The 13,049-nt window shown below is 31.1% G+C and carries 9 protein-coding genes and 1 pseudogene; 4 read left to right on the top strand and 6 right to left on the bottom strand.

Annotated features, from left to right (window positions below):
- Positions 1–89 precede the first annotated feature (89 nt).
- The 4 genes and pseudogenes from ABNT22_RS05745 to ABNT22_RS05730 all read left to right on the top strand — a co-directional run bounded on the left by ABNT22_RS05745 (position 90) and on the right by ABNT22_RS05730 (position 2,810).
- Complete coding sequence (locus ABNT22_RS05745) at positions 90–470, top strand: CPBP family intramembrane glutamic endopeptidase (protein ID WP_348714964.1); 381 nt, start codon at positions 90–92, stop codon at positions 468–470.
- A 1-nt stretch (position 471) separates the two neighbouring features.
- Positions 472–975 (top strand): annotated as a pseudogene (locus ABNT22_RS05740) (DUF2400 domain-containing protein); the annotation flags it as partial.
- A 46-nt stretch (positions 976–1,021) separates the two neighbouring features.
- Positions 1,022–2,011: a hypothetical protein gene (locus ABNT22_RS05735; protein WP_348714962.1), complete on the top strand. Its 990-nt coding sequence runs from the start codon at positions 1,022–1,024 to the stop codon at positions 2,009–2,011.
- Between the two features lie 28 nt (positions 2,012–2,039).
- Positions 2,040–2,810 carry a TIGR02757 family protein gene (locus ABNT22_RS05730; protein WP_348714960.1) on the top strand — a complete coding sequence of 257 codons (771 nt, stop codon included), beginning with the start codon at positions 2,040–2,042 and terminating at the stop codon, positions 2,808–2,810.
- A gap of 12 nt (positions 2,811–2,822) precedes the next feature.
- On the opposite strand, the gene ABNT22_RS05725 is transcribed toward ABNT22_RS05730, so the two are convergent.
- The 6 genes from ABNT22_RS05725 to ABNT22_RS05700 all read right to left on the bottom strand — a co-directional run bounded on the left by ABNT22_RS05725 (position 2,823) and on the right by ABNT22_RS05700 (position 13,044).
- Complete coding sequence (locus ABNT22_RS05725; RefSeq protein ID WP_348714959.1) at positions 2,823–3,416, bottom strand: recombinase family protein; 594 nt, start codon at positions 3,414–3,416, stop codon at positions 2,823–2,825.
- Positions 3,417–3,540: 124 nt separating this feature from the next.
- On the bottom strand, positions 3,541–5,505 hold the full coding sequence (locus ABNT22_RS05720; protein ID WP_348714957.1) for a DUF2779 domain-containing protein: 1,965 nt from the start codon (positions 5,503–5,505) through the stop codon (positions 3,541–3,543).
- Complete coding sequence (locus ABNT22_RS05715; RefSeq protein WP_348727261.1) at positions 5,506–6,117, bottom strand: alpha-ketoglutarate-dependent dioxygenase AlkB; 612 nt, start codon at positions 6,115–6,117, stop codon at positions 5,506–5,508.
- Positions 6,117–10,529: an AAA domain-containing protein gene (locus ABNT22_RS05710; protein WP_348714954.1), complete on the bottom strand. Its 4,413-nt coding sequence runs from the start codon at positions 10,527–10,529 to the stop codon at positions 6,117–6,119. The genes ABNT22_RS05715 and ABNT22_RS05710 overlap by 1 nt, the downstream gene beginning before the upstream one ends.
- Positions 10,530–10,538: 9 nt before the next feature.
- Positions 10,539–10,832: a hypothetical protein gene (locus ABNT22_RS05705; protein ID WP_348714952.1), complete on the bottom strand. Its 294-nt coding sequence runs from the start codon at positions 10,830–10,832 to the stop codon at positions 10,539–10,541.
- Positions 10,833–10,836: 4 nt separating this feature from the next.
- Complete coding sequence (locus ABNT22_RS05700; RefSeq protein WP_348714951.1) at positions 10,837–13,044, bottom strand: restriction endonuclease subunit S; 2,208 nt, start codon at positions 13,042–13,044, stop codon at positions 10,837–10,839.
- Positions 13,045–13,049 lie beyond the last annotated feature (5 nt).

The following is a 13,049-nucleotide window of genomic DNA, read 5'->3' as shown; positions in this document are numbered from 1 at the left end:
GTTTAAAAAAATTTTTCAACATTCTAATCATAAGTATTCTTACAGGAGCACTTTTATCACCACTTTTTATTCTTATTGAAAATACTGGTTTGGTTAATTTAGAGGACCATGCTATGGAAGAAATGATGAAAACAATGTCTAAAACTGTTGTTTTTATTTTTGCTGTTATCGTAGCACCATTACTAGAAGAATTGATTTTTAGAGCTCCTATTACATTGTTTCGTGATAAAAAAACATTTAAGGTGGCTTTTTATGCCTTTGCTTTTATCTTTGGTTTGATTCATTTAACCAATTTTACCATAACTACGAATGTGTTAATCTTAGCTCCAATACTTGTCTTACCACAAATTATATTAGGAGGGTATTTAGGCTTTATTAGAGTAAAGTTTGGTTTAGGATGGAGTATTTTACTACATGCTTGTTATAATGCATTCTTTATTTTAGGTAGCTTTGCAGCAGATTTAATTTAGAATGAATAGTACAGAACTTAAAGAGTTTTTAGACGAGAAAGTCATTACATATAATAGCCCTGATTTTATTGAAAGTGATCCAATTCAAATACCACATCAATTTTCTTTAAAGGAAGACATTGAAATTGCAGGTTTTTTAGCTGCTACAATTGCTTGGGGTAATCGAAAAATGATTATCAACAACGCTAAAAAAATGATGGATTTGATGGGGAATTCTCCTTTTGATTTTGTTCTCAATCATACTGAAGAAGATCTTATAGACTTTGAAAGTTTTGTACACCGTACATTTAATGCAGAAGATTTCAAGTATTTTGTTAGATCCTTACAAAACATTTATAAAAATCATCATGGTTTAGAAAGTGTTTTACACACTAAAAAGGATAACAATTATAAAATAGCTATTCACAATTTTAAAAAAGTTTTTTTTGAAATACCACATCTAAACAGAACCTTAAAACACGTTTCAGACCCGTTAAAAGGTTCTGCTTCTAAAAGAATTAATATGTTAACACAGGTAATATATGTAGCAAGATTTTATTAAATTTACATTTATGGAGTTAAAAGATTATTCAGAAGTAGTAAAACAAATTTCTATATCCACAGGATTAGCCGAGAATGAAATTTTTGATTTCACAGAATCACCAATATCCGAAGAATTATTAAATGTTATAAAGTTTTATTCAGAAACACTTCATAGAAATTATCATTATGGAATCGAGCCTTCACATATAATTTTCAGACCATATTTAAATAAGAATGCTGGCGCAAGGTTTTTGAATAACATTGGCTTAATAAGCATTAACTTAGGTACTATTAAGTGGTTGTATGAGAGTTTTAGAGAAAATACTAGTATTAATGATGGTGAAATAAGATTCTTTAAAATTATTCGAAGATTTATAGATACAGACTTGTCTGAACTGATGTATCAAGCATCATTACATTTTACATTCTACCATGAATTAGCTCATTTAATTCAGAAGTCTGATTTTGTAGCTAGTAATTTAGAAGAGGAAGCTACTGCTGAAGAAGAATTCAATGAACTTAAACATCTTTTAGAGTTAGATGCAGATGAGTATAGTGCATTATGCGTTAGTACTCATATTTTACAGTATGCTGAAAAATTCTTTGTCTTAGATAAGCCAATAACAGAAGGATTTCTAATCTTAATTATAATTCCAATAATTCTTTATATTTTATCTTTTGGAAACGTTGAAGAAATTTATTATTCAAAAAACTCACATCCACATCCAACAATTAGATTAACTTTAGTTTCTTTAACAATATGTCACTATGCAAATCAAAGTCTTCTAGCTACAGGAAAAGAATTTCAAGTCGACCATAGAGAAATTTTATTTAGAGCAGTTGAAATTTCAGAAGAGTTTGAAAAAAAATATCTTGACTCACATACCGTTGAAACATTTAAAAATTTGCTGAAAGAAAACATAGAAGGTGTTTTGGATTACGTTGATAAATTTAATAATCTAAGAATAGGTAACAAAGATTTAGCAGTATACAAATGGAACCTAAATGCTAAACAATAGTTAAAAACTAATAATAGTTTATTACACCATGATTTTAAATTTTAATGAATTAAAAGAATTTCTTGATTCTAAAGTAATTGAGTTTAATACACCTAATTTTATTGATGATGACCCTATATCAATTCCTCATAAGTTTTCTTTAAAGGAAGATATTGAAATTGCTGGTTTTCTAGCCGCAACAATAGCTTGGGGAAACCGTAAGATGATAATTAAGAATGCAAATCGCATGATTGATTTAATGGGCAACTCACCTCATGACTTTGTAATGAATCATAAAGAACATAACCTTGAACAATTAGAAGGCTTTGTTCATCGAACTTTTAATTCGATTGATTTTATTTATTTCATAAAAGCTCTAAAGCATATATATAAAAATCATGGAGGATTAGAGTCTATTTTTCAAAAATATGCTACAGAAAATTCTCTTCAGCCAGCAATTCACAACTTTAAAAAGATATTTTTTGAAATAAATCATCCAAGTAGAACAACCAAACATGTTTCTGACCCAAACAAAGGCTCAGCGGCAAAAAAAATAAATATGTGGCTTAGGTGGATGATAAGGAACGATAATACTGGAGTAGATTTTGGAATTTGGAAAAATATATCTCCTTCTGTTTTATCTTGTCCTTTGGATGTACATTCTGGAAATGTGGCACGTAAACTTGGACTTTTAACAAGAAAACAAAATGATTCTAGGGCTTTATTAGAATTAGACACCGCTTTACGAAAATTAGATTATAAAGACCCTGTAAAATATGATTTTGCTTTATTTGGTTTAGGAATTTTCGAGAAGTTTTAATTAAAAATATAACTAAGCGCTTATTAATCGTTTTACTTTTTGAGCAGTACCTAATGAACAGTCTCCCAATTTAGCTGCTCTTCTAAGTGACTCGCCATTTTCAAGTTCTTGTTTTACTTTTTTGTATTTTTTTAAAAAATCGGCATCGCTCATAGCGGTTCCGTAAAGACGACCTGTGTACTTCCCTTTAGCCTTAGCAATCTCAATGCCTTGGCGTTGGCGCTCGAGCATATTTGTTCTTTCCATCTCAGCTACATTCCCTAATACGCTAATAATCATCTTGAAAATGGTATTTGGTTTACCATCAATCATTGAATACATACCTATATTTTCAACATACAAATTGACATTATTTGTATTTAAAAATTCTGAAACGGTTAATATATCAAGAATGTTCCTTCCTAAACGGTCGATTGAAGATACATGAACTTCTTCAACTTTATTATTATTTATATCGTTAGTTAACTTTTTCCCTTGTGGCCTTTCAAAGAATGGAATAGCTCCACTTATTTTATCTATATAAACTGTTTGAAACTTATTTGAATTTGTTTGCTGTCTTTCCGTATTTTGGTCTAATGTTGAAACTCTAATATACTTTACCTTCATAATCTAAAATGTTATAAAGTAAATATAATGTATATTTTTAGGGTATCAAAATTATACACTATATTGATAAGTATATCTTTAAATTAAGTGTACTATTTTGAAGCATAGTCTAAAAATGAACACCTTATTTAACCAAATCCTCCTTAAAATGCTCAAATATCATCACCATAGCAAGGGTGTCCAACTCACAATATTTTAGTAACGATTTTGTGAGTTGTTCTCTTTCATGGTTGGACATATTGGTGTATTGCAATTTTCCATAGGCTGCAAGCGCACCCCCTCCATCGGAAACATCTTCAATTTCCGAAAGTGATTGCTCGATTTGTTCTTCTGTCCAATCTTCATAAACTTTAGGAAGAAGTTTGTATGGACTTTTAACTTCTCCCTCCTCTACTTGTAACCAAACATGATTGGCATCAAAATTTTTACTCGAAACCCTAATATCGCCAATCGATTGTGAGTATTTATCTTTTAAGAACTTACTACTTTTCAATACTGCTGGCAAGACCATCTTAATAGAATTGGAACCTTTGGTATGTGGATTGTAATAATACTTTTTAATGACTTCACATAAGTCGTCCATATCCCTTTCGCCCTTCCATTTTTTAACACTATCGTTCTTGCTATGAGAAATGGATTGAACAAAATCAATAAGCTCTTGTTTATCTACTTCATCGGAATCTAGCAATTGCTCATAGATAGCATTGACAATAGTATTTTCGTGAGCTGCGAACCTAAAAATAGTACCTTTATCTTTTTCGAGTGCATGTTTTAGTTGCCGTATAAACTCAAAATTTGGAAACACACCAGCTTCATTATTTACATATTCAGTAGCATGCTCAACTGTTCCATCTTCATAATAGATATGATGTGAAAACTGAAATGCTATTTGTTCATAAGGCCTTCTGCCCTTATTAAATGGCAAGGCAACTGTACTGGTCTCAAAGTCTATAAAATGTAAAGGGTATACCCAGGAATTCATTTCTTGCTTCAGTCCATCCACATCTACATAACTAGAACCATCCTCGTTAACATCCTTTTCAATTTGAATCCATTGGCGTTCTGTTCGAGATAACTTACCAGTAACTTCCTTATAACCAATAGCCTCTGGAGTAACGTCTTTTTTAAAAACAATCCCTTCAGAAAACAGTTTCTCTCCTCGTCTAAAGTCCCAAATATCAAAAGTGTTTGGCATTTCAAAATCTTTATCTCCCCATAGATGTTGTCTTTTAAAACAAGTTTTGAATCCAGATAGCTTTCCTTCTTGTCCCATTGCTTCTGTAGTTTTAAACTCGCAACTTTTACAGGCTCTGTAACTGGTTGGCCAATTGAAATACCTATCTTCTAAATATGCCGCCTTTAAAAGATTAATCGACTCTACAAAGCCCATATTGTCATGATATTTGTGTTTATCAATCATTATCGCAGCTACAATATGACTAATATCGACCTGTCCTAAAACTGAAGTTCCAAGTTTTGTAATATCGGATTCCAATTTTAGAATCCCTGTTCTATTATCGGCTTGTTTGCTTATGCGAAATAGCTGATTTAATCCATCAATAGACGCTGTAGACTCCTTGTTAGCCAACATGAATTTTGAGGTTATAGACCATTCTGGATGGGCTAACTGCATCACATACTTTTGAAAGGCAACATCAAACAAATAGGGTTTCCAACCAGTAACCAAACCACCACGTTTACCTATAAATGTGTATTCATTTGAAGGATTAAACGACTTTGCTTTAACTTCTATGAGTTGAATTTGATTTCTTTGTTTTACTAGTACATCCGTTCTAATAAACAGGTTGTCCATTAAGAAAGCGGCTTCAAAAATGATAACATTTTCTTGAAGTAGTAATGTTTGTGTTTGTGCTGCCAATCCAACATAATCCCAATCGTTGCCTTCAATTAAAACACCTTCTGGATAATGCATTCTGGCGAGTTCTTCAACCTGGAATCCACCTTGAGCTAGAGCTTGCAAAAAGGTGTCATCTATTTTTTGATTGACATATTTATCTTTCTTGGTATAGAATAGCTTGTTTGGACATTCTAAACCTAACTTAAATCGGGATTTAGTGAGGACACGCATTTATTCTAATATAACTTTCCTAAATGTTAACGATATTCTTCGTTCACGGTTTCGCTTTGTACCGTTAAATTTATCAGATTTGCGAGAAGCAATCCCATGTTCATACAAATACCTTGAGTCGTTACTAAAGACTAATAAAGACCTTCGTTGTAACAGCATACCTAATTTATCATTTGAATTAACACTTTTGATATTCATTACAATATCAGAAGCTAAACTTAATGAAATTATTGTATCGCTAAAACAGGGTTCACAATCCACATGCATTGCTATTCCTTCGCCTGGTTCGTAGTTATTTATAATAATTTGGTCTGGCCTAAAATCAATAACACCCTGGTTTAATAGTCTATCGCATAACGGTTTACTCCAATTTGGCAATTCACCTATTCTAAAAGATTGATTAATTTTTCTTGCTCTATAATCGTATTTATAACCGTAATGCTGTACTCTTCTTTTTAAATCAGACAACCAAGGTTGCTTATCAATAATATCAATCAGTGTTCTTTCTTCAGCTTCAGTAATAAAGTGCTCCTTATAAACTAAACCGTTTATTTGTGACACAAGCTCTTTATTAAGCTCTTCATCCGTTTTATATATTCCAAATAAATCCATTACAACTCTAATAATTCAAAATACACTTTTTCATCTTTCTCATACCTTGACATTTCGTTATTTTTGTATCTAACAACTTCTCGTCTACTTAATTTGGAATTATATGTTTTTAGTGTTCTTTTAAACACATTATAACTATGATTTCTCTTTTCCATAGCAGAATTCTGGAATAATATAGAGTACTTATTCAATGGAAATCTCTCAACCAATTGATTAATAAAATCTGCTAATAGCTTAGCTTGTTCTGAATTTATGTTTCCAAAAAAATAAGAGAAGTTAAAAATGCAAAGCTTTGTTTGCGATAGCATATCTTCAAATTGAGCTTCTTCAATATCAGAGAAATTTGTCACCAAATTATAATTAAAATTAGCTCCAAACATTGAAGATTGTAAAAATGATTCGGCCTTTTCTAACATTGCGGTTGAAATATCAATTCCAAAATATTCAATCATAGCATTTTCTTGGGCAGTGTTTAAATATGACTGAAGTGCTATTCCAGCTGTACATGGTCCACATCCCCAATCGATAAAAACAATTTTCTTAGAATTGTTTTGTAATTCATTTTGGAATAACTCATCAAAGGATTTAAAAATAGCTAATTGAGAAAAATAATGTTTCCTCATATTGTAATAGCAATACAATAAGGTACGGTCTTTTGGCTCATGAGTAATGATAACTTCATCAAAATTAGCTCGTCCATAACCAATAACCGTTGTACGGTTATATTCATTATCATATCCCAAAATACCCTTTGGATAATTAGGACTTCTATCTTTTATAGGATTCAAAACAAGCTCATTAAAAACCAAATTAAAAGAGGCGTCTGGTAGTTGTACCTCTTCTTCAGTAGAGGTCTTTTTCAAATCAAGTTCTTCATTAAAAGAAATGTCTCCAGAAAGAAAACCATCGACTCCTTCTTCAATTAAACCTCCTCTAGATTTAATAAACTGAATTAATTTATAGTAGATAGAAACATTAGAAATATAATATGGATTCCCTATCAATATAAGCTGTTCTTTAGCTCTGGTAAGAGCCACATTTAGCTTCCTGTCCACAAGTTCTCCTGTATCACTATCAACTGTAGTGTTTGCAGACAAAAACTCTAACTGTGCGAGAGAGTTAACACATAAGTTCAAAATAATAATATCTTTTTGACTACCTTGATATCGTTCTACGGTATCAACAGCAATACCTTCCCAATTAGGGATTTCAGCTTTTTCTAACTCTTTCTTTATTAATGCTATTTGATTCCTGTAAGGCGTAATAATACCAATGGTTTTTTGTGATTGGTATTTAACTTCTCTCAACTCATTTTTGTCAGTAAGTAGAGTACCTTCATTATTGTTGTATAAATCAATAATTTGCTGCACCACTTTTGCAGTAGTTTGGGCTTCAAACTCGTTTGTTTTTCTGTTACTAGACTCTGTAACTTTACTTGGAATATATAATAATCGTCTATTCCCTAAATATTTTTGGATGTCATTTTCGAAAGTTCTGAATGGCAATGCTCCAGTTTGGTGGCGTAAACCAGCTATCTTTAATTTATTTCCATAAAAACAGTGATTTGGAAATGTAGCAACACTTTTATGCATTCGTCCTTGGAAGCTCAACATATTAGAAGCATGTTTCCATCCTTTATCTTTTGATAATCGCAGCATTCTCTCAAAATAAGACTCTCTCAAATCACCAATACCAATACTTTTTAAACTAGAATCAAATCTTTTTGCTTGTTCTTGACTTTGTAATGAAACTGCTGGTAACTGTTTATGGTCTCCAATAAGAATAAACTTTTTAAACCTTCCTAATAAACCAACCAATTGCGGTTCTAATATCTGTGAAGCTTCATCAATAATAACCGTATCGAATTTCTTGATTTTAAAAAGTTCTGTTTTATTAATAATTGATGATACTGTTGAAACAAAAACACGGTGTTTTGATAAAACCTCCACTAGTTCAGCTCTATTGGAGCAGCCTTCTGCAATGCCATCTAATAAGTTATGGTGATGTTCTGTAGCAGTTCCTAATCTTGAACCTATTCTAATAAAGTTTCTATCTGTTCGTCCAAAATTAATACGGCCATCATTTTGGTCTTCAAAATTTATAATAGCATTATTAATCGACTCACAAATCTCATCTACGGCACTATTAGTGTATGCTAAAACCAAAATGTTACCTTCTATAGAGCTATGAAGCTGTCTTACCAAGTGCTTTAACATGATACTGGTTTTACCAGTTCCTGGAGGGCCAATTAATAGATAATAGTCTTTTGCCGATAATGCTTCACTTAATATTTTATTTTGCTCTTGTCTTGATTCTGGGTTTTTATTTTCGTCTTCGGTGACATACTCTTTTAACTCACAATCAAACTTTTCTGGTGCTTTTTTACCCAGTATTAAATCTCGCTTAGACCTATCTGTTTTAATAAACTTGAGTAAGCTCTTAAACATGCTATGGAATGAATGGTCGAGACTATCGTGTTCTATACACCAAGGTTTATCGTTGTTGAAAATTTTATCTTTAGCTACTGCATTTTGCTTGTATCTAAAAACAACTTCCATACAGCCATCATTATCTATCTCTTTTGAAATAGAACATTTAAAAATCTGCCCTTGAGTAACTATGGCATCATGTTCTACTTTTTGATAAAGAACACAAATATCACCTCGTCTAAAATTGAATGAATCTGTATCTAAAAAAGCCGTATGCTTCAGTATTAACCTTGGGTTCTTTTCATCATCACTATAGTTTTCTTCAACTTTTAAAGGCTCTATAGTATCACTTTCATCATTTTCTCCAATATCTTCTTTGTTCCAAAGAGCTGCATGACCTTTTGAATATTTTCCATCACCAATTTTAGAAAGCATGAGCTCTTGTGCCACAAATTGATAAAATGCCAAAAAGTATTGTAATTCATCATTATTTAATTTTCTAATAGCATCTTGAATCGTATCAAAATCTCGTCTAAACCAACCTAAATTAGGATGTAATTCAATCCCCAATTTTTCAAATCCCAAATCATTAAAAAACTGGCGTATGGCATCATTGTTTTCTGCTGACACAATAGCTCTTTCCTTGCTAACAATAAGGTTTCTAGTATTTAGTATTCTTTTGTCAAAATCCACATATTTAGGTACCCATCTTATATTCTCACCCTCTGTAGTTGCGGAAGAATAACAGATTGCAGCTTCAATATTGTTATCTGGCATATTATAAACTTGTCGCAACATCATACGATACATTCTTGCTTGAGCTGCATGATTATCACTAACTTTAGCCGTATCATTTGGTGGCCACGGTAAACGCCCAGATTTTAATTCTATAATCTTTGCTGCTTGATTAGATTTGTCCAAGACATCTAAACGTCCTTGCAGCCCTATTTTTTCGTTTATGAATGCGGGTTCTAAAACAGTACTATCCTTATTTATTTCAACGCCATCACTCTCAAAATCTATTTGAACTACTCGTTTTAAATTATCAAATTGTTCTCTTGTTTTTTGTACAAAGCCTTTTAGTTCCTGGTCATCTTTAAATAAGACCGTGTATTGAAAAGGACTATTCTTAAATGTTTCTTTTATTAGGTTGTTAAATAGAGGCTGATTATCTCTAGGGGCATACACTAACTCATCCATAAAATAATTCGAGACATTCCCCTTTAATAAGGCTGATGAAGCTTCTACCTCAATCATTCGTTTAATAAAAAAAAGCTGCCATGGTGCTATTTCATTACCACCAATATTTTGAAAACATTCTGCCACAGCAGAAATATCAATTAAATAATCGGGCTGATAAACTATGTGTAATGGCAAGCAATTGTCATTCTCATCAATCTTAACTTCTAGCAAGGATAATTTATCACCTATTTGAATTATACCCAGCGTATCGGCATATTCTTTTAGAAGATAATCATCTTGCAATGGTATTTTAAACTGATTGCCATCATCGGTATCTACAATAATATGGCTACTTGTTTTATCCCAAACATATACAACTAAAGCACTATAATGCGCTTTGGCTTTTGGTGGTTCATAAGTATCGTAGGTTGCTTTATCTGCAATATCATTAAACCAATTTGGTATTGGAATTGCCGTTAACTTCTCTATAAATTTACCTACAGTTAGTAAATATCCATAAAAATACCCTTCATCTATTTTAGCAAGTGCGTCCTCTGTTTTAGTATGAAATCTCAAAGCACCTAGATTTTTCTTTAAGTTACCATACACCTTTTCTTTTCTATAAATAAAATCTAATCTGGCATACAAACTTGGAAACTGTATAGAAATCTCTGAAGTATAATCGGAAGCAATTAGTTGAAGAATACGTTTTAATTCTTTAATACGATATGACAAGGCCTTATTGTTTGGCTCTGCTATTTCGAATAGTAAATCGTAATATGCGGTGCTGTTTTTATTCATACATCCACTTTAATTTTTTAATTCCAATAAATTATCTAAACTAAGTTCAGACCTCATTATAAGTTTATTACAAATAAAGTCTTTTGAATCCTTAGATTCCAATTGAATAAAATCAATTAAGTCATCTTTATAGGCTTTTTTGACCCAATCCTTCTGAAACTCGAATTCTCCATTATAAAAAACAAATTCGGTTGCACTAAAAGGTTTATTACGCACCTTATTATCCTCATCAATCATAACTTCACAAGATATTGGATATTCAAAATATAACGGACTTTCTAAAAACTTTTTATTCTGTTTCATTTAATTATTTTTTATAGTTTTCCATTAGACTTACCAAACATTGTTTCATTTGTTTGTGAAATTTTATGGCTTTCTGAGTATCAATTAAATTTGGATGTGCAGATTGGTTTCTGTAATCACGAATAATAGTTTTGATTTCGTCAAGATACTCGATATTCAAAAATTCGTCTTTAAATCTATTTAAGACAAAACTTTTTAAATCTTGAAGTAAAGGGCTTTTATCAACTGTCCTTCCTGTGAGATACCTTAAATTAACTTCCATTGAACCTAATTCAAAAAACCATTCTTCTTCAGACCTTCCTAAACACCTTTTTAAGTGTTTTGCTAATCTAAAAGTATTGTCATTATTAAGTTTCCCCGATTCTTTACGCCCAAAATCCCAAGCAAAATCTTCTTCTATATCAATATTTTGGTCAATAAGTGATTGTACATAAGCTCTAAATATTTTTTTTAAAAGTTCATTTTCTAAAGCTCTACAATATTGAAGAATAAATGGAGAATAGTCTGGATTTTGGAGTTTTGATATGTGGTCAAAGATATATTCTGCTTCTGGTAAATATTTTTGACTCTTGACTTCTAAAATATCATAAAAGTCAAACCAACGTTTAATTTCTTTGATATAAAAGTCAATTTGCTTTTGGTCTTGTAATAAGGTCTCTAATTTACTATCTAAATTTTCATTAAGCCGTATTATTTTTTCGTCAATGTCACGTGGAAGGTCTTTAATCAGTTTAAAATCATTAGTAAGCTCAATCAATGTCGATTTTATATCATCTAGTTTAATTGTTATTACTTTTTGATTGCTTAATACTTCATTTAGTGTTTCTTGCATACTATTCAACTGTGCCTCATGTGCTGAAATAGTATTTCCCTTTTTTAAAGTATTAAACTTAGACTTTAAGGCATTATACTTTTCATTAATTTTTAATAGTTCCTCATAAGAAAGTTTTTCAAGACTTCGCTTAGAAGTTAGTTCAAGGTCTCCAATTGGAAGTATCGGGATTTCGATATTTTTTAAATCTCTAACTGATATTGTTGGAACAGTAGAACTACCTACTTGTCTTTTTATTTGTTGGTTAAATAAATTGATTCCATAATCTGTGTTTAAGTAGGCTGCAACATATTCGGCATTTTTTCCTCTTAAAATGATAAAGTGTTGCCAAGCAATAAGCTTTTGCTTTGTATTCGTATGTACATAAAAAGTTTCTTTAGTTCTATGAATACGAGATATTAATATATCTCCTTTTTGAATTATAGCAGTCTGTTCTCGTATACTAAATTCTTTTTTTGAAATAAATATATCGTTTGCTGAATATTGAAATTTACCGTTTGAAAGATTACGTGTAGTAAACCACAAATAATCTCCATTACTTGCTTTCTCTTCATTAGAAAAATATGTACCAACGAATACTTCTACTAATTCTGCCAGTTTTTTTGTTTTTTGAGATTTCAACTCATTTTCATACTCTCTGTTTTTTGGATTATGATACGAGTAATCCCACCTTTCATTAAGATTTTCTTTAGACACCTTAAAATCTGGAATATGTGCAATTTTATTAAAAGCGTTAAAGTTTAAAGATTGAATTTTATAGAACTCTGTTCTCTCGATTGGCTTTTTTACTACTTCAATAATTGAAAGTTTAACTCCTGTATTAATTAATAGTTTCTGAGGTAAAGATATCACCTTATTTATTCCATAATTTTCTAAAATATCACTCCTTATTTCTTTGTAAACTGATGCAGTTAAAAAATTATGAGGCAAGACTAGAATTGCTTTTCCTCTAATACTAAGTAATTCAAGGGATTTGGTAATGTATAGTTTTGAGGAAGGTACTTTTCTTCCATTAACTTCAATTCGTTGTCCTAATGGCGGGAAACAAATAACAACATCAAATTTATTTTGTATACTGTAGTTTATAGGGTTTGAGTTTTCAAAATGTAAGGTTGGGTTTAGGTATTTAGCTATTTCAATGTTTTCTTGACTTACATCTAGACCTAAAGTGTTATCTATATCTTTACATTTAGAGAGTATTTCACCTATATTGGAATTTAAATTGATACAGTTTTTAGGTGAATTTGATTTGGCGATTTGTGCTATTAATTCTGTAAGGTTCTCTGGAAGAAAGCATGTGCCTCTATTGTTTCGAGCTAGATACTTGATAACACTTTGGGTTGTATTAATTCCTTTTTCTTTTAGTTCGTCTATTATCATTTATT

The organism is Tenacibaculum sp. 190130A14a, assembly GCF_964048965.1.
GTDB classification, from domain to species: domain Bacteria; phylum Bacteroidota; class Bacteroidia; order Flavobacteriales; family Flavobacteriaceae; genus Polaribacter; species Polaribacter polynesiense.
This window is presented reverse-complemented; position numbering and strand designations above follow the sequence as displayed.

Bases quoted from the DNA above. Each gene is read 5' to 3' on its own strand.
- ABNT22_RS05705 (WP_348714952.1), bottom strand. From the start codon at position 10,832: ATGAAACAGAATAAAAAGTTTTTAGAAAGTCCGTTATATTTTGAATAT.
- ABNT22_RS05735 (WP_348714962.1), top strand. From the start codon at position 1,022: ATGGAGTTAAAAGATTATTCAGAAGTAGTAAAACAAATTTCTATATCC.
- ABNT22_RS05725 (WP_348714959.1), bottom strand. From the start codon at position 3,416: ATGAAGGTAAAGTATATTAGAGTTTCAACATTAGACCAAAATACGGAA.
- ABNT22_RS05730 (WP_348714960.1), top strand. From the start codon at position 2,040: ATGATTTTAAATTTTAATGAATTAAAAGAATTTCTTGATTCTAAAGTA.
- ABNT22_RS05700 (WP_348714951.1), bottom strand. From the start codon at position 13,044: ATGATAATAGACGAACTAAAAGAAAAAGGAATTAATACAACCCAAAGT.
- ABNT22_RS05710 (WP_348714954.1), bottom strand. From the start codon at position 10,529: ATGAATAAAAACAGCACCGCATATTACGATTTACTATTCGAAATAGCA.
- ABNT22_RS05720 (WP_348714957.1), bottom strand. From the start codon at position 5,505: ATGCGTGTCCTCACTAAATCCCGATTTAAGTTAGGTTTAGAATGTCCA.
- ABNT22_RS05715 (WP_348727261.1), bottom strand. From the start codon at position 6,117: ATGGATTTATTTGGAATATATAAAACGGATGAAGAGCTTAATAAAGAG.